The 23,003-nt window shown below is 70.1% G+C and carries 22 protein-coding genes; 12 read left to right on the top strand and 10 right to left on the bottom strand.

The window, feature by feature from the left end; genetic code table 11:
• Nucleotides 1–2: 2 nt before the first annotated feature.
• Nucleotides 3–968 (bottom strand): PD-(D/E)XK nuclease family protein, encoded by a 966-nt coding sequence (locus tag D7Y04_RS09795; RefSeq protein ID WP_370457091.1) that lies wholly within the window; start codon nt 966–968, stop codon nt 3–5.
• A gap of 142 nt (nt 969–1,110) precedes the next feature.
• On the opposite strand from D7Y04_RS09795, the gene mutY reads away from it, so the two are divergent.
• Nucleotides 1,111–2,310: an A/G-specific adenine glycosylase gene (gene mutY, locus D7Y04_RS09790; RefSeq protein ID WP_121759046.1), complete on the top strand. Its 1,200-nt coding sequence runs from the start codon at nt 1,111–1,113 to the stop codon at nt 2,308–2,310.
• A gap of 199 nt (nt 2,311–2,509) precedes the next feature.
• Nucleotides 2,510–2,752 carry a DUF2934 domain-containing protein gene (locus tag D7Y04_RS09785; protein WP_120598101.1) on the top strand — a complete coding sequence of 81 codons (243 nt, stop codon included), beginning with the start codon at nt 2,510–2,512 and terminating at the stop codon, nt 2,750–2,752.
• A gap of 24 nt (nt 2,753–2,776) precedes the next feature.
• Here D7Y04_RS09785 and D7Y04_RS09780 read toward each other — a convergent pair whose 3' ends face one another.
• From D7Y04_RS09780 to D7Y04_RS09770, 3 genes are read right to left on the bottom strand one after another with little or no spacing between them, the layout of a single operon-like run.
• On the bottom strand, nt 2,777–3,871 hold the full coding sequence (locus D7Y04_RS09780; RefSeq protein WP_121759045.1) for a hypothetical protein: 1,095 nt from the start codon (nt 3,869–3,871) through the stop codon (nt 2,777–2,779).
• Between the two features lie 57 nt (nt 3,872–3,928).
• Entirely contained in the window at nt 3,929–7,444 is a 3,516-nt protein-coding gene (metH, locus tag D7Y04_RS09775) for a methionine synthase (protein WP_121759044.1), read from the bottom strand.
• Nucleotides 7,441–8,337 carry a metalloregulator ArsR/SmtB family transcription factor gene (locus D7Y04_RS09770; protein WP_120577016.1) on the bottom strand — a complete coding sequence of 299 codons (897 nt, stop codon included), beginning with the start codon at nt 8,335–8,337 and terminating at the stop codon, nt 7,441–7,443. The genes metH and D7Y04_RS09770 overlap by 4 nt, the downstream gene beginning before the upstream one ends.
• A 99-nt stretch (nt 8,338–8,436) precedes the next feature.
• On the opposite strand from D7Y04_RS09770, the gene D7Y04_RS09765 reads away from it, so the two are divergent.
• Entirely contained in the window at nt 8,437–9,315 is an 879-nt protein-coding gene (locus D7Y04_RS09765) for a patatin-like phospholipase family protein (RefSeq protein ID WP_120598097.1), read from the top strand.
• Nucleotides 9,316–9,445: 130 nt separating this feature from the next.
• Entirely contained in the window at nt 9,446–11,047 is a 1,602-nt protein-coding gene (locus D7Y04_RS09760) for a S8 family peptidase (RefSeq protein WP_121759043.1), read from the top strand.
• A gap of 86 nt (nt 11,048–11,133) precedes the next feature.
• On the opposite strand, the gene D7Y04_RS09755 is transcribed toward D7Y04_RS09760, so the two are convergent.
• The 3 genes from D7Y04_RS09755 to D7Y04_RS09745 all read right to left on the bottom strand — a co-directional run bounded on the left by D7Y04_RS09755 (nt 11,134) and on the right by D7Y04_RS09745 (nt 12,878).
• On the bottom strand, nt 11,134–11,577 hold the full coding sequence (locus D7Y04_RS09755; protein WP_120598095.1) for a CoA-binding protein: 444 nt from the start codon (nt 11,575–11,577) through the stop codon (nt 11,134–11,136).
• Nucleotides 11,574–12,476, bottom strand: coding sequence for a hypothetical protein (locus tag D7Y04_RS09750; RefSeq protein WP_120577012.1), 903 nt, complete (start codon nt 12,474–12,476; stop codon nt 11,574–11,576). The genes D7Y04_RS09755 and D7Y04_RS09750 overlap by 4 nt, the downstream gene beginning before the upstream one ends.
• Before the next feature lie 84 nt (nt 12,477–12,560).
• The gene (locus tag D7Y04_RS09745; RefSeq protein WP_120577011.1) at nt 12,561–12,878 is read right to left on the bottom strand and encodes a DUF2795 domain-containing protein; all 318 of its coding nucleotides are present in this window, start codon (nt 12,876–12,878) and stop codon (nt 12,561–12,563) included.
• A 204-nt stretch (nt 12,879–13,082) separates the two neighbouring features.
• Between D7Y04_RS09745 and D7Y04_RS09740 the strand changes: the two genes are divergently transcribed.
• The 4 genes from D7Y04_RS09740 to D7Y04_RS09725 all read left to right on the top strand — a co-directional run bounded on the left by D7Y04_RS09740 (nt 13,083) and on the right by D7Y04_RS09725 (nt 16,486).
• Nucleotides 13,083–14,684 (top strand): YiiX/YebB-like N1pC/P60 family cysteine hydrolase, encoded by a 1,602-nt coding sequence (locus D7Y04_RS09740; RefSeq protein WP_121759042.1) that lies wholly within the window; start codon nt 13,083–13,085, stop codon nt 14,682–14,684.
• 19 nt (nt 14,685–14,703) lie between these two features.
• Nucleotides 14,704–14,979 (top strand): hypothetical protein, encoded by a 276-nt coding sequence (locus D7Y04_RS09735; RefSeq protein ID WP_121759041.1) that lies wholly within the window; start codon nt 14,704–14,706, stop codon nt 14,977–14,979.
• An 85-nt stretch (nt 14,980–15,064) separates the two neighbouring features.
• Nucleotides 15,065–15,889 carry a SirB1 family protein gene (locus D7Y04_RS09730; RefSeq protein WP_120577035.1) on the top strand — a complete coding sequence of 275 codons (825 nt, stop codon included), beginning with the start codon at nt 15,065–15,067 and terminating at the stop codon, nt 15,887–15,889.
• 18 nt (nt 15,890–15,907) lie between these two features.
• Nucleotides 15,908–16,486, top strand: a complete 579-nt coding sequence (locus D7Y04_RS09725; RefSeq protein WP_121759040.1) for an NUDIX hydrolase — start codon at nt 15,908–15,910, stop codon at nt 16,484–16,486.
• On the opposite strand, the gene moaC is transcribed toward D7Y04_RS09725, so the two are convergent.
• Genes moaC through trxB form a run of 3 tightly spaced genes read right to left on the bottom strand, consistent with a single transcriptional unit; the run spans nt 16,483 to nt 19,133 of the window.
• Nucleotides 16,483–16,923 carry a cyclic pyranopterin monophosphate synthase MoaC gene (moaC, locus tag D7Y04_RS09720; protein ID WP_120598091.1) on the bottom strand — a complete coding sequence of 147 codons (441 nt, stop codon included), beginning with the start codon at nt 16,921–16,923 and terminating at the stop codon, nt 16,483–16,485. The genes D7Y04_RS09725 and moaC overlap by 4 nt on opposite strands.
• Nucleotides 16,920–18,107 carry a PLP-dependent aspartate aminotransferase family protein gene (locus tag D7Y04_RS09715; RefSeq protein ID WP_121759039.1) on the bottom strand — a complete coding sequence of 396 codons (1,188 nt, stop codon included), beginning with the start codon at nt 18,105–18,107 and terminating at the stop codon, nt 16,920–16,922. The genes moaC and D7Y04_RS09715 overlap by 4 nt, the downstream gene beginning before the upstream one ends.
• Before the next feature lie 42 nt (nt 18,108–18,149).
• Nucleotides 18,150–19,133, bottom strand: a complete 984-nt coding sequence (gene trxB / locus D7Y04_RS09710; protein WP_211487115.1) for a thioredoxin-disulfide reductase — start codon at nt 19,131–19,133, stop codon at nt 18,150–18,152.
• Between the two features lie 63 nt (nt 19,134–19,196).
• Here trxB and D7Y04_RS09705 point away from each other — a divergent pair, with 63 nt between their 5' ends.
• The 4 genes from D7Y04_RS09705 to D7Y04_RS09690 all read left to right on the top strand — a co-directional run bounded on the left by D7Y04_RS09705 (nt 19,197) and on the right by D7Y04_RS09690 (nt 22,965).
• The gene (locus tag D7Y04_RS09705) at nt 19,197–19,655 is read left to right on the top strand and encodes a cyclic nucleotide-binding domain-containing protein (protein WP_121759038.1); all 459 of its coding nucleotides are present in this window, start codon (nt 19,197–19,199) and stop codon (nt 19,653–19,655) included.
• A gap of 179 nt (nt 19,656–19,834) precedes the next feature.
• The gene (gene radC, locus D7Y04_RS09700) at nt 19,835–20,596 is read left to right on the top strand and encodes a DNA repair protein RadC (protein ID WP_121759037.1); all 762 of its coding nucleotides are present in this window, start codon (nt 19,835–19,837) and stop codon (nt 20,594–20,596) included.
• On the top strand, nt 20,596–20,856 hold the full coding sequence (locus D7Y04_RS09695; RefSeq protein WP_121759036.1) for a DUF3006 domain-containing protein: 261 nt from the start codon (nt 20,596–20,598) through the stop codon (nt 20,854–20,856). The genes radC and D7Y04_RS09695 overlap by 1 nt, the downstream gene beginning before the upstream one ends.
• A 51-nt stretch (nt 20,857–20,907) precedes the next feature.
• Nucleotides 20,908–22,965 carry an ATP-dependent DNA helicase RecQ gene (locus D7Y04_RS09690; RefSeq protein ID WP_121759035.1) on the top strand — a complete coding sequence of 686 codons (2,058 nt, stop codon included), beginning with the start codon at nt 20,908–20,910 and terminating at the stop codon, nt 22,963–22,965.
• Nucleotides 22,966–23,003 lie beyond the last annotated feature (38 nt).

Raw genomic sequence — 23,003 nt, 5'->3', positions numbered from 1 at the left:
CTTCAGGCGACTCGGGGCCGGGCCTGCGTCACCGCGGGCTCCCGGCCGCACGGACGGCGGAAGACACAGCGGGCGCAGGCGTCCAGGTTCCCCGTCTGCGGGAAGGCCTCTGAGTCCTTCGGCGTGTTGGTGGCGACGTCCTTGAGCAGCGCGCGCATCCCGTCCACGCTCCGGGCGAAGTGCTGGCGGAAGGAGTCCATGGCGGACGGATCCACCGTCACGTCGTGCTCCAGTCCCTCGTTGAGGTACACGAGCGACGCGCGCACCTTCTCCAGCGGGTAGCGGTAGCGCTGCGCGATGTAGAGCGCGTAGCCCAGCACCTGCTCGTCGTAGCCCTCGCGCGAGCGGCCCGTCTTCCAGTCCACGACGACGACGGAGCCTTCGGCGTCCACGTAGGCGAAGTCCGGGATGGCGAAGGTCTTCACGCCGTCCATGACGAAGTGGGCGAAGTCGAAGCCCGCGTCCACCTCCAGCCACTGCGCGGGCTTGAGCCCCTTGGCCACCGTGGGCCAGCGCGACTGGAAGAACCACGCGAGCGCGGAGCGCACCGTTTCGAAGTTCTGCTTCCAGGACTCGTTGGGGATGTCCTCCCCGTACTCGTGCTCTGAAAGGCCGGTGAAGGGCTTGCGGTACTTCGTCGTCCAGTAGGCCTTGGAGCGCGAGTGCCGGAAGTCGTCCTGCATCAGCTTGTGCGTGCGCGCCTCCACCTTCGCGGGGTCCACGTCACGGCCGGCGCGCCAGTCCAGCAGCACGTCCTTGAGGGCCTCGTGCACGATGCTGCCCGCCCAGGTGTAGCGGTTGTGCAGCTTCTTGAGGACGTAGAGCTCGCGCACGTCCTTGGCCGCCTCCGCCTCCCAGCCGCCCCAGGAGCGGTAGTAGTAGAGGTAGTAGGCCCGGAGACACTCGGAGAACTTCTCGTGGCGGCTCTTGGACCAGGAGAAGTCGTTGGTGATGGGAGGGCGGGCCATGGACGCGGGCATCCTATAGACGATCGCCCGCCCCGCCAGAAGAGGGACGGGCGGCCGGACAACCGCCCCATGCCGTCGGTAAAAACGACGGGTGCACCCGACCGTACGGGTATGGTGCCGCGCCGCCCCCGCGAAGAATCACATGAGCCCACGCAAGCGCACCGACACCGGGGCACTCCCCGCCCCCGTCTCCCCTGAACGCCACGCCGCCCTCCACGGCCCGCTGCTCTCCTGGTACGACCGGAACAAGCGCGACCTGCCCTGGCGCCGCACGCGCGACCCGTACGCCATCTGGCTCAGCGAGGTCATGCTCCAGCAGACACAGGTGGCCACGGTCATCCCGTACTGGGAGCGTTTCCTCACACGCTTTCCCACGGTGAAGGCCCTGGCCTCCGCGCCCCTGGACGACGTGCTCTCCGGGTGGAAGGGGCTGGGCTACTACTCGCGCGCGCGCAACCTGCACCGCGCGGCGCAGGAGGTGGTGGAGCGCTTCGGCGGGAAGCTCCCGTCCAAGGCGGAGGAGCTGCTCTCCCTGCCCGGCTTCGGCCGCTACACCTCCGGGGCCGTGGCCTCCATCGCCTTTGGCGAGGAAGCGCCCATCGTGGACGGCAACGTGGCCCGCGTGCTGTCGCGCCTCTTCGAGGTGGAAGGCCTGCCCGGAGACCGCGACCGCGAGGCCACGCTCTGGGCGCTGGCCTCCGCGCTGGTGAAGGGCGAGCGGCCCGGAGACTTCAACCAGGCGCTGATGGAGCACGGCGCCACGGTGTGCCGCCCGGAGTCACCGCTGTGCTTGTTGTGCCCCGTGCGCGACGGGTGCATCGCGTTCAAGAAGGGCCGCGTGGACGAGCTGCCGCCGGCCAAGGTGCGCGCCGCGCCGCGCAAGCTGTTCCTGGCGCTGGCCGTGTGGCCGCACGCGGGCTCGCTCCTCTTCGCACGTCGCGCGGACAAGGGCCTCTTCGGCGGCCTGTGGGAACTGCCCGCCGTGGAGGTGGAGGAGGACACGTCCGAAGCGGAGGCGACGGAGCGGCTGGCGACAGCACTGGGCGCGCCGCTCACGCTGGTGGGCACGATGGACAGCGTGCGCCGGCAGCTCACCCACCGCGACCTCACGCTGCGGCTGTTGCGCGTGACGGGCGACAAGCGCCCCACGAAGTCCGCCGCGTTCCAGGAGCTGCGCTGGTGCACGCCGCAGGAAGCGGAGGCGCTGGGCATGAGCACCGCGATGCAGCGCGCGCTCGACGCGGCGTTGGGGCATGGCGTGATGGGCGGCGATGCGGCACCCGCCGAGCCCGCGAAGAAGAAGACGGCGGGCCGCACTGCCCGGAAGGCGGCCGGGCGCTGAAGCGCCTGGTGGGCTTCAGCTCCAGGACCGCACGTCCGGGCCTATTCCGCTGATGGATTTTCCGCGCGGAATGGCCCGTTGGTCCCTCAACACTTCGCGACCTGAGGTGTCGCTCCGGCAACCCCACACGACTTGGGTCTCTTCCGTGATGCAGGAGCGCGTCCGAAGCTTCAGGCCGCCTTTTCCAGGAGGAAGCCCCATGGCCCGTCAGAACGCGCAGAAGTCGCAACCGAACCCGGCCCCCAAGGCCGCGCCGGAGCGGACCGAGGACAAGAAGCCGGTGGCCACGGCGAGCGCGCCCACGAGCAAGACCGCCGCGCTCACGCAGGAGCAGATTGCCCGCCGTGCCTACGAAATCTTCCAGGCCCGGGGCGGCACGCACGGCAACCCCGAACACGACTGGCACCAGGCTGAACGCGAGCTGCGGCTCGGCCGGCAGTAGTCAGCCGCCAGGGCCGCCCGCGAGTCAGTGCGCGGGCGGCATCCCCTGGAGGGACGGGCGCTCGGACTCCAGCGCCCGCTTCAGCCGGCGCTGGGCCTGCTTCAGCTCCTCCAGGATGCGCTCGGCGTCCATCACCGAGCGCATCGCCAGGCCGCATGCGGGCGTCAGCAGCACCGTGGACAGCGCGCGCGCGAAGCCGATGTCGTTGGGCAGCGCCGCCTTCAACGACGCCTCCACCGAGTCCGACAGCTCCTCCACCGAATACGTGGACGCCAGGTCCGTGGGGATGACGCCCAGGCTCAGCGTGGCGCCGGAGTCCAGGAAGCGCTTCAGCGCGTCCGTCTCCTCCAGCATCGCGTCCAGCGACAGCCGCACGTCCAGCGACACCAGGTCCGCCTGCGCGTCCAGCAGTACGCCCCAGTCGGTGTTGCCGCAGCAGTGGATGCCCACGAGCGCGCCCTCGCGCTGCAACGCCACCACCAGCAGCCTCAGCTCCTGCTGCGCCAACAGGTGCTGCGGGTTCATCCGCACGTAGGCGTAGAGGCCGGGCTCGTCCAGGTAGAACAGGGGCGTGGTGCCCGTGCGCTTGAGGGCGCGCACCATGGCCAGCGCGCGCACCATCACCAGCCGGTACAGCGCCGCGTCCAGGCCCGGCACCGCCAGCACCGGCTCACCCGTCGCGGTGCGCACCACGGAGCGCACCGTGAAGGGACCGGACAGCTGCGCCTTCGCGAACGCGAGCTTGCGGTGCTCCACCTCCCAGAGGAACGGCTTCCATGCGCGGCACGCGTCCGCCGTGGGCTCGAAGGACTCCAGGTTCCCGGAGGCGAGCGCCGCCTCCAGCCGCTTCTCGAAGGCCTCGCGCCCCGCGTTCCACCCCTCCACGTCCACCGTGCAGACGCCGTCCTCGTCGAAGCGCAGGCCCGGCAGGCCCTCCAGCGCGGCGGGGATCATCAGCTCGGAGGGATGGCCCACCGGTAGCTGCGGCAGGAACGGGATGTCCATGGCGAGCGCGGCCTGCAGACCCAGTTCCACCTGGGTGTGCGGCAGGCTGCCGATGCCCGTCGTGGCACACGCGGGCAGGAGCTGGACGGCGCGACGGATGGTGGGCGAAGGCATGGGGGGCAATCTATCCCTTCCGCGTCGCCCGGGCCCGACCTTCGGGCCCGCGACGCATCAAGTCACCGAGAAGTACGTGGCGCCCGGGTGGTGGAAGACGATGGCGGACACGCTCGCCTCGGGCTCCATCATGCAGCCGTCGGTGAGCTGAACGCCGATCTCCTCCGGCTTGAGCGCGGCGAACAGCTTCGTCTGGTCCTCCAGGCGCGGGCACGCCGGGTAGCCGAACGAGTAGCGCTTGCCGGTGTACTCCGCTCGGAAGCGCTCCAGCATCGTCATGTCCGCGCGGTCCGGGAAGCCCCACATGCTGCGCAGCTGCGTGTGCAGCAGCTCCGCGTAACCCTCCGCGGTCTCCAGCGCCAGCGCCTGCACCGCGTGCATCTTGAGGAACTCGCCCTTGGCCTTGAAGCCTTCGGACAGCTCGCGGATGCCCGAGCCCGCGGTGGTGACGAACAGCGAGAGCGCGTCCACCGGCTTGCCGTTCTCCAGCGGCTTCACGTAGTCCGCCAGGCACAGGCCGTTGTCCTTGTCCTGCCGGGGGAAGTCGAAGGACGTCACCGGCTCGCCCGTCGTGCCATCGAAGAGCAGCACGCGGTCGCCGTCGCTGGCCGCCTTGAAGAACTGGAACACCGAGCGCGCCTGCATCACGCCGCCGCGCAAGAGCGCCTTCAGCTCCTCCACCGCCTCCTTCAGCGCCAGCGCCTTGCGGCCCTCTTCCGTCTTGGCCAGCTCCGCTTCCGCGGGCGTGCCCAGCGCGCGCGACGACGTGCGCAGGCCCAGGTGGCGGCCGTAGAGCATCACCGGGTTGATGAACTTCCAGATGTGGTCCAACGGCGTGTTGGTGAGCACGTGCCGCGCGAAGTCCGGCGCGGGCGGCACCGAGTCCAGCACCGCCACCTCCGTGCTGCGCGAGCGGCGCACCGGGGCCGCGGGCGCGGGCCGGTCCTTCGCCTCCTGCGCCAGCTTCAACCGACGCGCGGCCAGGTCATCCCTCAGCTTCGCGTGCGCGCCCGGCTCCACGATCTGCTTCGCCAGTTCCAGGCCGTTCATCGCGTCCTGCGCGTAGGCCACGGTGCCACCGCCGTAGGCCGGAGCGATGTTGCGGTCCACGAAGTTGCGGCTGAGCGCGGCGCCGCCCACCAGGATGGGCGTCTCCACGCCCGCGCGCTTCAGGTCCTCCGCGGTGGCCACCATCTGGTGCGCGCTCTTCACCAGCAGGCCGGACAGGCCCAGGATGTCCGGCCGGTGTTCCTTCACCGCCAGCACCAGCTGCTCGGGCGGGACCTTGATGCCCAGGTTCACCACCTGGAAGCCGTTGTTGGCGAGGATGATCTCCACCAGGTTCTTGCCGATGTCGTGCACGTCCCCCTTCACCGTCGCGAGGACAATCTTCCCGCGCGACGCCGCCTGGGTCTGGCTCATGTGCGGTTCCAGGTGGCTCACCGCCGCCTTCATGGACTCCGCGCTCTGGAGCACCTCCGCGACGATGAGCTCGTTGGCGCCGAAGAGCCGGCCCACCTCGTCCATGCCCTTCATCAGCGGCCCGTTGATGATCTCCAGCGGGGGCATCTCCTTCATCGCCAGGTCCAGGTCCGCCGTCAGGCCGTCGCGCGTGCCTTCGATGATGTAGCGCTGGAGCCGCTCGAACAGCGGCAGGGTGCTCACCTGGGCGCGCGCGGGCTTGCGCTCGCGGAAGTGCGCCGCGAAGGGCGTCACGGGGTCCGCGCTCCGGTTGTAGAGGAGGTCCTCGGAGAGCTTCCGCTCCTCCTCCGGCAGCGACGGGTAGCGCTCCAGCTTCTCCGAGTTGACGAGCGCCATGTCCAGGCCCGCCTGCACGCAGTGGTACAGGAACACGGAGTTCAACACCTCGCGGCCCGCGGTGGGTAGACCGAAGGACACGTTGCTGATGCCCAGCACCGTGCGGCACTGCGGGAAGCGCTGCTTGATGAGGCGCACGCCCTCAATCGTCTCCACGCCGCTGCCGGTGTACTGCGCGTCACCGGAGGCGCAGGGGAACACGAGCGGGTCGAAGTACAGGTCCTCCGGGCGCATGCCGTACTTCTGGGTGAGCAGCTCGTAGCTGCGCTCGGCCACGGCGAGTTTGCGGTCGCGCGTGACGGCCATGCCCACCTCGTCGATGCAGCCCACCACCAGCGCCGCGCCGAAGGCCTTCGCCAGGGGGACGACCTTCTCGAAGCGCTCCTCGCCGTCCTCCAGGTTGACGGAGTTGATGATGGCCTTGCCCTGGCAGTACGTGAGCGCCATGGCGATGACCTTCTCGTCCGTCGAGTCGATCATCAGCGGCACGCGCACCTTCTTGACCACCACCTCCAGGAAGTGGCGCATGTCCTCCAGCTCATCCCGGTCCGGGTTCGCCAGGCAGATGTCGATGACCTGCGCCGCCCGCCGCACCTGGGCGCGAGCAATCTCCGACGCGTCGTCGAACTGGCCCGCGACGATGAGCTCCTTGAACTTCTTGCTGCCGATGACGTTGGTGCGCTCGCCCACGATGATGGGGCGCTGCTCGTCCGTCACCTCCAGGTAGTCCACACCGGACAGCGACGAGCGCGGCTTGGGCACTTCCGTGCGAGGCTTGAGCCCCTTCACCGCGGCGGCGAGCGCCTCGATGTGGCCCGCGTGCGTGCCGCAACAGCCGCCCACCACGTTGATCCAACCGCTGTCACAGAAGCGCCGGAGCGACCGGGCAATCATCTCCGGCGATTCCAGATACTGGCCGTTCTCGTCCGGCAGGCCCGCGTTGGGTACGCACGACACCGGGAACGGGCTCATGGAGGACAGCGAGCGGATGTGGTCCGTCATGAAGTCCGGACCCGTGGCGCAGTTGAGCCCCAGGTACAGCAACTCCGTGTGCTCCAGCGACGTGGCCAGGCTCTCCACGGACTGGCCCGCGAGCATCGTGCCCATGGGCTCAATCGTGCCGGACACCGCCACCGGCACCGCCCAGCCCAGCTTCTTGAACGCCCGGTCGATTCCCAGCAACGCCGCCTTCACGTTGCGCGTGTCCTGCGCCGTCTCCACCAGCAGGTAGTCGGAGCCCCCCACCGCGAGCCCTTCGGCCTGCACGGCGAAGTTGTCCACCAGCTCCTCGAAGGTGATGCCGCCCGTGACGCTGATGGCCTTGGTGGTGGGGCCGATGGAGCCCGCCACCCAGCGCATCCGCCCGTCCTTCGCCTCCGCGGCCTTGGCGGCATTCAGCGCCAGGCGGGACGCGGCGATGTTGATCTCCATCGCCTTGTGGCCCAGCTCGAACTCCGCCAGCACCACCGGGGTGCCGCCGAAGCTGTCCGTCTCCGTCACGTCCGCGCCCGCGGCGAAGTACTTCGCGTGGATGCCTTCGATGACGTCCGGGCGGGTGAGGACCAGGTGCTCGTTGCAGCCCTCGTACTCCGCGCCGCCGAAGTCCGCCGCCACCAGCGTGTGCCCCTGCAGGAGCGTGCCCATGGCGCCGTCCAGCACGAGGATGCGCTCGCGCATCGCGGCCTTGAGCGCTTCCACGCGCTGGCCGTGCTCCCCGGGAGGAAGCGGCAGGGGATGGGCGATGTGGCTCGTCATGACGGTTTGACTCCGGTCAGCAGGAAGACGCGGAAGGGACTGGCCCCGTCGCGCGCGTGCGTCTCGCGGGTGAACGACGTGAAGCCGGCCTCGCGAAGGGCCGCTTCCAGGACTTCGGGCGAAAAGCCCAGGTGCCGGTGACCCAACCGCTCCAGCACCCACTTCTCTTCGTGCGGCATCAGCTCCAGCACCACCAGCCGGCCGCCCGGCTTGAGCAGCCGCGCGGCCTCCGCCACCACCGCCGCGGGCGACTCCACGTGGTGCAGGCTCTGCGAAATCACCACCAGGTCCATGCGCCCACCGGCCAGGGACAGCCGGTGCAGGTCCTCGCGCAGGAACGTGATGTTCTTCAGTTCGTCACGGAGGGCCAGAGTTCGAGCCTGGGACAGCGCGTCCTCACTCTGGTCGATGGCCCACACGTGCCGCGCCCACCGCGCCATGGCCCGGCTGAACACGCCCGTGCCACAGCCGAAGTCCGCTACGTCCAGCGGCGGCAGCAGCGACGCCAGCGCTCCCGCCCAGAGGAACCACGACTGGCCGGGCTCCAACAGCCGCTCGTTGAGCGCCTGCCGGTCCTCCCGCGCGCGCAGCAGGTCGTTGAGCCGCGCGGAGTCTCCCGCGGCGTCCTCCGCCTCGCGAGCCAGCCGGACGAGCGGCCAGCGCGAGTCATCCGACTCCAGCGCCAGCGAGTAGTAGGTGAAGCCCGCCTGCCGCTCCTCGCGGATGAGCCCCAGCCCCTTCAACTTCGACAGGTGGTGCGACACCGACGACTGGGCCACCCCCACCAGCGACACGAGCTCCGTCACGTTCAGCGGCGCCTGCGCCACCAACCGCAGGATGCGCAGCCGCGTCGTGTCCCCCAGGACACGGAAGGATTGGGAGAGGACGTCCATATCGAGCCATCAACATATATCGATTCAGGCCCCCAACCACAATGGCCCCGCCAACGCATTGCGTTGCCTTGAGGCACACCCATCCCGTAAAAATCCGGAATGGCTCCCTCTTCCACGCTGCACTCCCTGCTCGAAGGCAAGCGGTTCGGGCTGGTCCTCTCCGCGGGCTACTTCGGCTTCTATGGCCACGCGGGATTCCTGAAGGGGCTGCACGCCTCCGGACTGAAGCCGCACGCGTACGCGGGCACTTCCTCAGGCGGGATGGTGGCGGCGTACGCGGCGGCGGGCATGCCCATGACGGCGCTGGAGGAGCTGGTGCTGCGCCAGACGCGGGCCAACTTCTGGGACCCGGACCCCATTGGCGCGGTGATGAACGTGGCGTCGCGGGGGCACGGCTTCACGGGCCTGCTCAAAGGCGAGCGCTTCCGGCGCCTGCTGGAGGACACGCTGCCGGTGTCCACCTTCGAGGACCTGCCGCACCCGCTGCTGCTCACCGCAGCCAACCTCACCCACGGCTCGCACCAGGTGTTCACCACCGGGGAGCTGGCCCCGCGCGTCCACGCCACCTGCGCATACCCGGGCCTCTTCCGCGCGGTGCCGCTGGACGGCCAGCTGTTCTGGGACGGCGGGCTCGTGGACAAGGCGCCGGCGCTGTCCCTCCAGGAAAGCAGCATCGGCAAGGACCTGGACGCCATCCTCGTGCACTTCCTGCCCAGCCGGACGGGCAAGGTGGTGGGCGGCCCCATGGCCTATCCGCAGGGTCTGGCCGCCGGATCCGCCGCGCTCCGGCGAGACCACTTCCGCCTCCAGCTCACCGTCCTCCAGACGCGCAACGTGCCCGTCTATGTCGTCGTCTCCAACCTGCCGCCGGTGACACCCGCCACGCTGGAGCGAGGCTTCGACGCCCTGGATCAGGCCCGGCTGTCCGCGGAGCGCGCCCTGGCCCGGCCCCCCGTTCCCTTCGAGGGAACCACCTGAACACCTCCGCACGCCCGCCCGGTTCAATGAGGGCCGAATAAACCACCAGGATAGAAATAACAGAATAGTCAGATTTGAATGACAGACCGGCGTGGCATGGTGGGGATGCTGTCCATCCCGGAGGAAGTCCATGCTGAAGTCGACGCTGTCCCAGCGCCCCCTGCGCGGCGCGGTCATGGCTGTGTCCCTGCTGGCGTTGGCCCCCGCTGCTGTCGCTGCCCCCTCGCTGGCGCCGCGCGCTCTCATGGCGAAGCCCACGGGGCGGGAGCTGCCCGCGGGCACGTTCGTGGAGCGGCTGGTGGTGAAGTTCCATGAGGGCAGCCACGTGCGCCTGCGCGACAACGCGCTGCGCGCCCTGTCCTCCGAGCGCAGCGCGGGCGAGCGTGAGCTGCTGTCCGGCCTGCGCCTGGACTCCGCGCGCGTGGACGCGGACCTGGCGGAGGTGGTGGCGCTGTTGGAGCGCGCGCCGCGCATCGGTGTGCTGGAGCGGGTGTTCCAGGCGGAAGAGGCCGCGCTGGACGCGAGCAAGCTGTCCGGTGAGAAGTCGAGCGGCGAGCAACTGGCGGACCTGAACCTGTACTTCGAAGTACCGCTGCTGCCCGGCACCACCGCGGACACCGTGGCGGACCTGGTGGTGGCGCTCAACCGCGTGGGCAGCGTGGAGACGGCCTACGCGGCGCCGCCCCCGGAGCCGGCGATGGTGAACTTCGCCATGGAGGCGGGGCTGCGCACGCTGCTGTCCGCGGCGGACCTGCCGCCCACCACGCCGCTGTACCAGGCCAACCAGGGCTATCTCAACGCGGCGCCCTCCGGCATCAACGCGACCTACGCGTGGACGCAGACGGGCGGCCGTGGCACCAACGTGAAGATCGTGGACATCGAGGGTGGCTGGCGCACCACGCACGAGGACTTCCCCGCGTTCTTCCGCGTGGGCGGCACGCAGTACAACGACCTGGGCTGGCGCAACCACGGCACCGCGGTGCTGGGTGAAATCGTCGGCGCGAACAACGCCTACGGCGTGACGGGCATCGCCAGCGCGGCGTCACCGGGCGTGGAGGCCATTGGCGCGCAGAGCAGCGCGAGCGCCATCACCAACGCGGCGGCGGCGGTGGGCGCGGGCGGCGTCATCCTGATTGAGCTGCACGCGGGCGGCCCCGCGGACGGCACGGCCTGCACGTGCAACACGTCCCAGTGCAACTACATCGCGATGGAGTACTGGCAGGACAACTACGACGCCATCCGCACCGCCACCGCCAACGGCGTCGTCGTGGTGGAGGCGGCGGGCAACGGCAGCGCGAACCTGGACGCGGCGGCCTACGGCGGCCGGTTCAACCCGGCCACGCGTGACTCGGGCGCCATCCTGGTGGGCGCCAGCACCGCCACCACGCGCGTGCCCATGTGCTGGACCAACTTCGGCCAGCGCGTGAACGTGCACGCCTGGGGTGAGCAGGTCGTCACCACCGGCTACGGCGACCGCTTCGGCAGCGGCTACGGCGAGGACCAGTACTACACGTCCACCTTCAGCGGCACCTCCAGCGCGTCGCCCATCGTCGTGGGAGCCGCCGTCAGCGCCCAGGGCGTGGCGAAGGCCAACGGCCGGCTGCTGACGTCCGCGCAGATGCGCGGCCTGTTCGTCAACAACGGCACGGCGCAGGCCAATGACACCCGGAAGATTGGCCCGCTGCCGGACCTGCAGAAGGCCCTGCCCAAGGTCATCTCCGGCAACTTCTAAAGCTGACAAAGGCCGACGACCTCCACGTGCGGCCACGCGGCCCTCCGTGCCCTTCGGGGTGCGGAGGGCCGTTGTCTTTCCAGCCGTCAGCGCCCGCTGTAGCGGCGGTGGTCCACCATCAGGCAGCGGTCCTGCACCACGCGGATGCCGGCGGCGGCCAGCTTCTTCGCCGCGGCGTCGTTGCGGATGCCGGACTGGAACCACACCGCCTTGGGCTTCTTCGCGATGATGTCGTCCACGTGCTGGTCGATGTCGCCGGGCCTGCGGAACACATCCACCAGGTCGATGTCGCCCGGGATGTCCACCAGCTTCCGGTACACCGGCTTGCCCAGGATGACCTTCGCGTCCGGGTAGTAGACGGGCACCGGCACCACGTCCACGCCCGCCTTCGCCAGGTACTCCGGCACGTAGTACGCGGGCTGGGCGGAGTGGTCCTCCGTCTTGATGCCCAGCACCGCCACGCGCATGGATTCCTGCACCACGCGCTTCACACCCGCGTCATCCTCGATGAGGTACTCGTCGTGGCTCATGGCCCTTCCTCCTGGAGCTGTTCCGCCTGGGACTCGGTGGTGAGCGTCAGCGTGCCGCCCGCCCCCACCGCCTTCACCTTCAGCAGGCGGCGCACCGGGATGAACCGGGCCCACGTCACCACCTGCTCGCCTTCACACGTCACGCCCTTCGAAAGCTCGGGCGAACCGGCCTCCGCCCACGCGGCCTTCAGCTCCGCCGGGGCGTTGGGAGGCAGCGCGTCCAGGCACTTCAGCGTCAGCACCACCGCGTCGCCGAACGTCGTGAGCCGCGTGCCCTCCACTGTGCGCTCCAGCAGGAAGGCGCGCTCCTCGCCGTTCACGTCCACGGAGTCCACCGCCCAGGTGCGCTGTCCCTCCACCAGGTTGCGCTGGAGCAGCCCCGCGTACTTCGCCTCCCACTCGCGGCGCGTGCGGATCTCCAGCGCCTCCGGATTGAAGAAGCGCTCCACCTCCGGCACGCCGGTGCCTTCCGGCGCCACCTGCCGCAGCGCCTCCTGCGCGGCCTCCGGGCCCACCAGCTTCACGAAGGTGCCGTCCGCCGCCAGTTGCATGCGCAGCGTGAAGCGCTCCAGCACGGCGCCGGACACGGACGGCACGTCGTGCCCGTCATGCACCTGTCGCGGGGTGCGCATGGATTGGGCCACGCGCCAGCCGCCGTCGGAGGGGGTGAAGCGCGTCTCGGTGGTGAAGGCCGCCTCGTCGCGCACTTCCCGCTGACCCTCGCGCTGGAGGGTGCGGGTGGCGCGCACGGATTCGGTGAGGAGGCGATCCACGGGCGGCTTGAAGTCCAGACGCACCGGCGGCGGCAGCCCCGGCGCGGGGTTGAGCGGCGGATACCGGGACGTGCACCCGGCAGCCAGCGACAGCAGCAGACAGCTCCACAAGAGGCCCGTACGCATGCGCTCGCGAACGCTGGCAGAAAGCCAGGGCGCCCGCGAGCGTCTTGCAACGTCCTTGTGTGGAGTGTCAGCGCGTGGGCGACACTAGGGGTGGCGCGTCTCGCCCTCGGAGGCACCCTCGATGCGGTCGCGCCCGATGTTGCGCCGGTCGCGGTCCACGCCATCGTCATCCTTGAGGCCGTTCATCGCGAAGCGGCGCTCGGCCTCCGCCAGGTCGCGCAGCACGTGGTCGCGCAACATGTACTCCTCCTGCGGCAGGGACTTGAGGATGTTGATGATGTCGACCGGGGCCTCGCTGTCCGCGGCGGCCTCGACGAGTTCCTCGCGCGTCGCCGGGTACTCCACCCCATCCAGATGCGGGGTGATGGAGCGCGCGGGATCCTCAGCCTTTCCGTAAGCCATCGTGCCTTCCACCTTTCTTGCGCCCGGAGCGTCCAGTGCCCGGACGGCCATTCATGCCTCAACGTGGGGATGACGCCCGCCCCGGGCCACCCTGCCGCCCGCTACCTCCTACGACGCCGGGCAAGCGGGGGACCGGCCGTCTTGCCCGCGCCCGCTTCAGGGTAGAGTCCCCCCGCGCCAACGCCCGCCGGAGTGTCCTCCCTGATGTCCGCAGCCTCCCTGCTCGCCGCCTGGCTCACGCTCGCCAGCCCCCCCGCCGAACCGACGTCCCCTGCCCCGGCCACGGTCGCCACCACGGCCCCGCGCGACGTCTACGCGCTGGACGACGCCGCCTTCGTGGCCCAGGCCCGCCGAGACCTGGAGACGCTGCGCCAGGGAACCGAGGGGCTGCGCCGGCTCAAGGAGGAGGCCTTCCGCTCCAAGGCGCTGTACCAGCGCGGCAAGGACGTGCCCTACACCCCGGACGAGAAGCAGCTCCTGGTGTCCACCTGGGCCGCCTTCTTCGACTGCTTCATCTCCACGGAGGTGGTGCGCCAGCGCTACTGGGACTTCCTCAAGGTGCCCGCCTTCACCCAGCCGAAGAAGCACGCCTGGGGCTTCCTCCTCACCCACGCCGCGCTCGCGTCGGAGCTGGCGCAGGGGATGGCCTTCGCGGACCTCACCGGAGGCCAGGCGCAGCTGGAGGTGCTGCTGAACGAACCCGGCCCCGAGTACGGCCTGCCCTCGCGCGCCTTCAGCCGCTTCAAGGAAAAGGTCGTCCACGTGGGCACCAGCACGCAGCTCTTCACGGGCGACGGCTACCGCGCCACGCTGCACCCGGTGCTGGCGAAGGCCGGCGTGCTGACCGAGCCCGGCGTCCCCGCGCTCTTCCAGGCCATGCGGCAGGACAGCAAGGCGGCCCGCTCACGCCTCCTGAAGCGCGGCCCGGTGCTCTTCGCCAAGGCCGCGGCGGACCTCACCCAGGACACCACCGCGAGGGCGGTGTTCCCGGTGCAGAAGACCGTGGCCGAGTGGATGGGCGACACGCGCGTGCACCGCTCCGGCAAGCCGCTCATCTCCCGGGAGCAGGTGCTGTCGCTGCTGCCGCGCATGGCCCCGGGCGACGTGATGGTCGCGCGGCAGAACTGGTTCCTGTCCAACATCGGGCTGCCGGGTTTCTGGCCGCACGCGGAGCTGTACGTGGGCACGCCGCAGGAGCTCTCCCAGACGTTCGACGCGGATCCGGAGGTGAAGACCTGGGTGGCCACCCTGCCCGGCCACCCGGAGACGTTCACCGCCCACCTGGCGAAGGCGTTCCCCGCGAAGTGGGCCGAGTACACCGGCAAGGACGCGCACGGGGACCCGTTGCGCATCATCGAGTCCATCAGCGAGGGCGTGAGCTTCACCGGCGTGGAGCACGGCATGCACGTGGACTACCTGGGCGTGCTGCGGCCCCGGCTGTCCCAGGTGGACAAGGCCCGCGCCATCCTGCGCGCCTTCACCTTCCAGGGCCGGCCGTACGACTTCAACTTCGACTTCTTCTCCGACCAGTCGCTGGTGTGCACGGAGCTGGTGTGGAAGTCCTACGCCCCGTCGAAGGACATGAAGGGCCTGGACATCCCCCTGGTGAGCGTGGCGGGTCGCAGGACGCTGCCGGCGAACGAAATCGTGCGCGTGTTCGACGCCGAGTACGGCCAGGCCGGACGGCAGTTCGACTTCGTCGCCTTCCTGGACGGGCGAGAGGGCCCGGGGGACGCCGTCGAAGCGAACGCCGAGTCCTTCCGTTACACCTACCGGCGGATGAAGTGGGACATCGCCCAAGAGTGAAGCTAGAGGCACACAGACCATGACGGAAGAGAAGGCGAACGAGTTCCTGGCCCTGGCCTCCCCCCTCTACGAACGGATGATTGCCCAGCAACAGGCGAAGGTGCTCAAGCTGGCGCGCGAGGCGGTGCCCAACATCGGGCCGGAGGAGCTGCGCAACCCGCACGACTTCCCGGAGCTGAAGGAGCACCCGACCTTCGAGTTCGAGGACGGCATCCTGGCGGGACTGATTTCAGCCCAAATGGCCCTGCGTGCGGAAATCAAGGGCCGGCTGCCCGCGGCACCACCGGGCGCCTGATGCTCGGCTGCCTGCTTTTGCCGTGAGGAGCATCCGTGGGTTACTGGTGCGCACCGTGAGCTTTTCCTCTGGTTTCGGCCCTCCGCTGGCGCGTGAGCGGTTGGTGTCTTCCCTGGCCGCGGAACCTCCGCGGCTGGACCTGGCGGCCCTCGCCATCGCGACGTTGGGCCATGAGGACCTGGATGCTCCGGCGTGTCTCAGGACGCTGGATGCGCTCGCCGCGCGGGTGCAGGTGGAGACGGAGCGCCTGCGCGAAAAGGGCGAGGCCCTGGCCCCCCTGCGCGCCCTGCGCCACGTGCTCGCGGACATCGAGGGCTTCCGGGGCAACGAGGACGACTACCACTCCCCGGACAACAGCTTCCTGGACCGGGTGCTGGAGCGGAAGGTGGGGCTGCCGATAACGCTGTCGGTGCTCTACCTGGAGGTGGCACGCCGCGCGGGCATCTCGCTGTACGGAGTCCCCTTCCCCGGCCACTTCCTGGTGGCGTGCGACGCGGGCGACCACAAGCTGGTGATGGACCCCTTCCACCACGGCGACATCCTCACGGAGCACGGCTGCGAGGAGCTGCTCAAGCGCGTGGCGCCGCAGCTCAAGTTCGACCGGGCCATGCTCGCGCCCGCGCCAGTGGAGCTCATCGCGTACCGCATGCTGTCCAACCTGCGCCGTGTGTACCTGGGGCGCGACGACAGCCAGCAGGGGCTGGCGGTGGTGGACCTGCTGCTGCTGTTGGCTCCGGACCATCCGGGCGAACTGCGCACCCGAGCGTCGCTGCTCACCACGCTGGGTGCCTTCCGCGCGGCGCTCAAGGACGTGGAGCGCTGCCTGGAGCTGTCCCCGGACGCGCCGGACCGCGAGCGCCTGGAGCTGTCCGCCCGGGAACTGCGCGAGCGCGCCGAGTTGCTCAACTGAAGAAAGGGAATCCGTCGCATGTCGTCCACGCCCGAGTCGCCCAAGTCCCAAGTGAAGCCCTGGCCGCGCCTGCGCCGGGGGCTGGAGCACGACTTCACGGTGGTGAAGGTGCGCGAGGACGTGGTGATGGATCCGCGCACGAACCGGGAGCACCCCCGCGTGCACATGGAGTGCGCGGACTGGGTGACCGTCGTCGCGGTGACGAAGCAGGATGAGCTGGTGATGGTGCGCCAGTTCCGCTGCGGCATCGAGGCGGCGACGCTGGAGGCGCCCGGCGGCGTCATCGACCCGGGCGAGGACCCTGCCACGGCCGCCGCGCGCGAGCTGGAAGAGGAGACGGGCTACCGCGCTGAGAGACTGGAGCCGCTGGGCGTCGTGCACCCCAACCCGGCCTTCCAGACCAACCGCTGCCACTCGTACCTGGCGCTGGACTGCGAGCGCGTGAGCGATGGGGACCTGGATGACGGCGAGGACATCGCCGTGGAGCTGTACCCGCGCGCGGACCTGCCCCGGCTCATCCTGGAAGGCCACATCACGCACTCGCTGGCGGTGGTGGCCTTCTTGCTGGAGCGGATGCGCGCGGAAGTGAAGCGCTAGGCCTGCTCGCGCTCCCAGGTGCCGGAGCGTCCGCCGGACTTGTGGTCCAGCTGCACCGCTTCGATGACCATGCCGCGGTCCACGCTCTTGCACATGTCATAGACGGTGAGCGCCGCCGCGCACGCGGCCGTGAGCGCCTCCATCTCCACGCCCGTGCGGTCCACCGTCTTCACCCGCACGCGGACCTCCAGCCCTTCGTCCACGGGCGTGAGCGTCACGTCCACGCCCGCGAGCGCGATGGGATGGCACAGGGGCACGAAGTCCGGGGTGCGCTTGGCGGCCATGATGCCGGCGAGCCGCGCCGCCGCGAGCACGTCCCCCTTCTCCACCTGCCCCGCGAGGATGCGCTCACGCGTCGCGGGCAGCATGCGCAGGCGCGCGGTGGCCACCGCCACGCGGTCCGTCTTCGGCTTGTCGCCGACGTCCACCATCTTCACCGGCCAGCCCCCTTCGCCACCGCGGCGAGCAGGTCGTCCGCCACGTCGTCCGGGTCTTCCAACCCCACGGACACGCGGATGAGGCTGTCGCGGATGCCCGCCTGGGCGCGTTCCTGCGGAGTCATCCGGCGCGCGCTGGCGCTGGCCGCGTGCATCACCAGCGTGCCCACGTCGCCCAGCGAAGGACCAGGCTTCGCCACGCGAAGCGCCTCCAGGAACCGGTCCCCTTCCTTCTGTCCCGCGCCCTTGATTTCGAACGCCACCATGGGCCCGAAGCCACCCTCCAGCACCCGCGCCGCCACCGCGTGGTCCGGATGGGACGCCAGGCCCGGGTAGATGACCCGCTCCAGCAGCGGCGAGTCCGAAAGCCGCTTCGCCACGTGAGCGGCGTGCTCGTTGTGGGCCTTCATGCGAACGGGCAGCGTGCGCAAGCCGCGCAGCGTGAGCCACGCCTCGAAGGGGCCCAGCACGTCGCCGGACAGGATGCGCGCCGACCGCAGCGGATCGATGCGAGCCTTGGAACCACTCACCGTGCCGCCCAGCGCGTCGCTGTGGCCGTTGAGCCACTTGCTGGTGGACTGCACCGCGTAGTCCGCGCCCAGCTCCAGCGAGCGCTGGCCGAAGGGCGACGGGAACGTCGCATCCACCGCGAACACCGCCCCCGCGTCCTTGCAGGCCTGTGCGAGTGCGCGGATGTCCGGCACGCGCAGGAGCGGGTTGGAGATGCTCTCCGCCAGCACCAGGCGCGGGCGCCACTCGCGGATGCGCGCGGGCGCGTCCGGAGACGTCTGGTCCAGGGGCCGCAGCTCCACGCCCCAGCGGGCGCACAGGTTCTTGTAGAGCGCCCGCGTGACGCCGTAGCCGTCCGTGGGCATCACCAGCACGTCGCCGGCCTTCCACGGCTGCGCGTCGAACAGCGAGCGCAGCGCGGCCATGCCACTGGCGTAGGCGACGCAGGCCTCCGCGCCTTCCAATGCCGCCACCGCCTCCTCCAGCAGCGCCGCGTTGGGCGCGCTGATGCGGGCGTAGGCGTAGTCCTTTCCGTCCAGCGCGTCGGACAGGTCGTCACTGCTGTCGAACCAGTTCACCGCCGCCGGGAAGATGGGCGGCATGACGGGCACGGCCTTGCTCCCGGTGAGCCGGGAGCCCGCGTGCACCGCCACCGTTTTCTGTTTCGTGCTCATGCGCGTGTCGTCTCGCTCAGGACGGAAAGGAAGGGAGGACGGCTACTCGCCGTGCTCGATGAGCCAGCGCTCCGCGTCGATGGCGGCCATGCAGCCCGTGCCCGCCGCGGTGATGGCCTGGCGGTAGTAGCTGTCCTGCACGTCGCCGCAGGCGAAGACGCCCTCGATGTTGGTGCGCGTGCTGCCCGGAATCGTCTTCAGGTAGCCGCCCTGGTGCGTCTCCAGGATGCCCTGGAACAGCTCCGTGTTCGGCGTGTGCCCGATAGCGACGAACAGACCGTGCGCGTTGACGAGCTTGCTGTCGCCCGTCTTGAGGTTGCGCACGACGGCGCCCGTCATCCCCTTGCCGTCGCCCACCACCTCTTCCACGGCGGAGTCCCACATGAAGGAGATCTTCGGATTGTTGAGCGCGCGCTCCTGCATCACCTTGGACGCGCGCAGCGAGTCGCGGCGGTGGATGAGCGTGACATGGTTGACGATCTTCGCCAGGTACGTGGCCTCTTCCATGGCCGTGTCGCCGCCGCCCACCACCAGCACGTCCTGCTTCTTGAAGAAGGCGCCGTCACAGGTGGCGCACGCGGACACGCCGCGGTTCTTGTAGGTGTCCTCGCCCTTGACGTTCAGCCACTTGGCCGTGGCGCCCGTGGAGATGATGACCGTCTCCGAGCGCACCTGGATGCCGCTCTCGCTCTCCAGCAGGAAGGGCCGCTTGGAGAAGTCCACCTTGGTGACGTTCTCCATGTGGATGACGGTGCCGAAGCGCTCCGCCTGCTTCTGGAAGCGCTCCATCAGCTCCGGACCGGTGATGGCCTCCGGGAAGCCGGGGTAGTTCTCCACGTCGGTGGTGACCATCAGCTGGCCGCCCGGGACGCGCTGCGGGTGCTCCAGGGTGGGGCCGCCGGCGAACACCACGGGCTCCAGGTTGGCGCGCGCCGCGTAGATGGCGGCGGTGTAGCCCGCCGGGCCCGAGCCGATGATGGTGACCTTCTGGATCTTGTCCTGCGACACGGCGCCTCCTGCGCTCATACGTTGACGGGCCCGGACGGTAACAGACACCGCCTTCCTGGCCATGATACGAACCTGGACCCCATGGATGCCGCTGTCCTCAAGAAGGTTGCGCTCTTCGAGGGATTGACCCAGGGCCAGCTCGCCAAGGTCGCCCGGATTGCCCAGTCCCGGACCCACACGGCCGGAGACTTCCTATTCCGCGAAGGTGACACCGGCCAGGACATGTTCATCCTCGCCGACGGCAAGGTGCGCATTTCCAAATCCGTGCCGGGCATCGGGGAAGAGGCGCTCGCCATCCTCGAAGCCGGTCAGTATTTCGGGGAGATGGCGGTCATCGAGGATTCGCCCCGCTCCGCGGACGCCATCGCCCACACGTCCTGTACGGTGTGGGTCATCGAGCGCGCGAAGCTGGACCAGCTGATGTTCACGGACAAGGACCTGGCCTACGTCCTTCTCTGGACGTTCGTCCGCACGCTGAGCGAGCGGCTCCGCGAGACGAACGACAAGATCAAGGGCTTCTTCGCCATCTCCCGCTTCTAGCCGCCGACCCCAGCGCTTCTCGGCTCCTCGCACGCCAGGAGTGCGAGTGGAGCATCGCTGTCCGTCCCGCCACCGGGCCTCTTCACGCGCCGCTGGACGGGCCCTGCCCTGGCGTCCCGGAGTGGACCCAGAAGGGCACAGGCCTTGCTCAAGCCCGCCATCGCGTGGACGGAGGCGGGATGGAACAGGGTGGAGAGGCGTGGGCGGAGTCGGGCGAAGGGGAAGCCACGGGTGGCAGGTCGGTGAGGGCGCGAGGCGCGGGCCTGGGGGATGCGCGCGAGCGACTCTTCCGGCTGGGCGCGGAGGCCCTCACCGACCTGGAGTTGTTGGGACTCCTGTGGACGGAGGGGCTGGGGGACGCGGCGGACGGAGTGGCGAGGGACGGGCTCAAGGCACTGGTGCAGGAGGATCCGCGCGTCTTGTGCGCGCGGAGGGGCGTGGGGCCTGCACGCACGTCCCGGCTGCTGGCGGCGCTGGAGCTGGGACGGCGCGCGCAGCGCTCCCCGGAGAAGCGGCCCCGGCTGCGAAATCCGAAGGAGGTGCACGCGTACCTGGCGCCCACGCTGGGCGCGCTCCGGCGCGAGGTGTTCCACGTGCTGTGCTTCAACCCGCGCAACGTGCTGGTGCATGACGCGCGGGTGGCGGAAGGGACGCTGAGCGCGTGCCCGGTGGATCCCCGGGAGGTGTTCGCGGCGGTGCTCTCCTCGCGGTCCACGGCCATTGTGTTCGCGCACAACCACCCTTCCGGAGACCCGGAGCCCAGCGTCCAGGACGTGGGGCTCACGGAGCACCTGGCGCGGGCGGCGGGCATCTTGGGAGTGAAGCTGTTGGACCACGTCGTCGTGGGAGACGGCGCGTTCGTGTCCATGCTGGAGCGGGGCATCCTGCCGGACAGCGAGCGGGAGGGGCGGCGCAAGTGCGTCACGGGCGGGGGCTGGTGATGGGGGCGGGCGTGCTGCTGGGGCTGGGGACGAGCCCCCTCCGGGTGGAGCTGCTGGAGGAGACGCGGGCCCAGGTGGTGCGGACCGACGGCGGGCAGGCGTGCACGGTGGAGCGCTGGCGGCTGCCACCGGGCGTGCGCGAAGGGGACATCCTCGTGGACGGCCGCCTGGACCCGGAGCGGACGGAGGCGCTGCGGCGCGAGGTGGCGTTGAAACGGGCCGCGCTGGCGGTTCCCCTTCCTCCGGGGCTCGAGCTGTGACGCGGGGACACCGGTATCCACGAGGGGATTGGCGTTGACGGCCCATCCAGGATGATGAACATGCGCGCGATGACGGAGTCCCTGCCCTTCCTCGAAGATGCCCAGCAGGGACTGGTGCGGCACTTCGGCCTGCCGGAGTTCCGCCCTGGCCAGGCACCCGTCATCAGCTCCGTCCTCAGCGGCCGCAACACCGTGGTGGTGATGCCCACGGGCGCGGGCAAGAGCCTGTGCTACCAGCTGCCGGCGATGCTGTTGCCGGGCATCACGCTGGTGGTGTCACCGCTCATCGCGCTGATGAAGGACCAGGTGGAGCAGCTCACCGCGAAGGGCATCGCTGCCACGTACATCAACTCGTCCCTGTCCGACGTGGAGCGGGCGGAGCGCCTGCGCAAGCTGCGCGCCCGCGAGTACAAGCTGCTCTACGTGGCGCCGGAGCGCTTCCGCAGCGCAAGCTTCCTGGAGCTGGTGGCCGGGCTGGGCGTGGAGCTGTTGGCCGTGGACGAGGCGCACTGCATCTCCCAGTGGGGTCACGACTTCCGGCCGGACTACGCGCTGCTGGGCCAGGTGCGCAAGCGGCTGCGGCCCCCGCGCACGGTGGCGCTCACCGCCACGGCGACGCCGGAGGTGCGCGAGGACATCGTCCGCGTGCTCCTGATGAAGGACCCGGCGGTGTTCGCGCAGGGGTTCGACCGGCCCAACCTCTTCCTGGACGTGGTGAACGTCAGCGGGGACGAGGAGCGCCGGGACGCGTGCGCGAGCCTGGCGGCGAAGGGCGGCGGCAGCGGCATCATCTACTGCTCCACGCGCAAGGCGGCGGAAGGGATGCACTCCGCGCTCATCACGCGCAAGGTGAAGGCGGTGCTGTACCACGCGGGCATGGAGGACGACGCCCGCCGCCGCGCGCAGGACGACTTCATGTCCGCGAAGGAGGCGGTGGCGGTGGCCACCAACGCCTTCGGCATGGGCATCGACAAGCCGGACATCCGCTTCGTCGCGCACGCCAACATCCCCCGCGCGGTGGAGGCGTACTACCAGGAGATTGGCCGCGCGGGCCGCGACGGCAACCCCGCCACGGCGGTGCTCCTGTTCAACCACGCGGACGTGTACACGCAGGAGCGCCTCATCGAGGGCAGCCACCCCTCCGAGTCCGTGCTGGCGGACATCTGGGCGCAGCTGCAGGCCGTGGAGGAGTTCGACCGCGGCGTGCACGCGCTCGCGGGCATGGTGGGCGCAAGCGAGTTCGAGGTCTCCGCCGCCCTGAAAATCTTCGAGCGCGAAGGCAAGCTGGAGCGCGGTGGCCGGGGTGAAGGCGAGTACGGCATCACGCTGACGGACAAGGCCGCCAGCGCGCAGCCGCACGCGGCGGAGTCACAGCGGCTGTTGCGTTCGCTGCTGGAGACATTTCCCGTGGGGCGGCAGGCCACCACGGAGCTGCCCATCCTCGCGCGGCGCACGGGACTGACGGAGGACGACGTCCGGCACGCGCTGGGCCTCCTGGAGAAGTCCGGCGTGGTGCGGGTGCGCCGGCCGTTCGCGGGGCGCTCCATCCGCGCGCTGGAGCGCGTCCCATTCCGCGAGCTGACGGTGGACCTGTCCCGGGTGCGCGAGCAGGAGCGGCTCAACCGGCTGATGCTCAAGCGGATGGCGGACTACGCGTACACGCCGAAGTGCCGGCGCGCGTTCATCCTGCGCTACTTCGGGCAGACGGACGCGGCGGCGGTGTGCGGCAAGTGCGACCGGTGCGCGGGCAGCATGATGCCCAAGCCGTCCGGCTCCTCCTCGCGCTCCTTGCCGGCCGTGGCCGGAGCCCCGGTGATGGCGTACAGCGAGCTGGCGTCCATGGAGCTGCGCCGCTGGCGCAAGGACCTGGCGAAGGACCTGGGCGTCGCGCCCTTCATCATCTTCAACGACGCGACGCTGCTGGGGCTTTCCGCCGCGCTGCCGGTAGACCGGGAGGCCTTCCTCGCGGTGAAGGGCACCGGGGAGAGCCGCTGGGAACGCTTCGGCCCCAAGGTGGTGGAGATCTGCCTGATGGCGCGCGCGGCGGGCCATGAGCCGCAGGCGGCGCCCGTGGCCCCGCGCATCCGCAAGGCGAAGTCGCGCAGCTAGCCCTCCGCCTCCACTCCAGAGGGGCCCACCGGGACTCT

The sequence above is a fragment of the Corallococcus sp. AB038B genome, assembly GCF_003668955.1.
In the GTDB taxonomy this organism is placed as follows: Bacteria; Myxococcota; Myxococcia; order Myxococcales; family Myxococcaceae; genus Corallococcus; species Corallococcus exiguus.
Note: the sequence above shows the minus strand (reverse complement) of the source record. Positions and strands in the feature narration are given on the sequence as shown.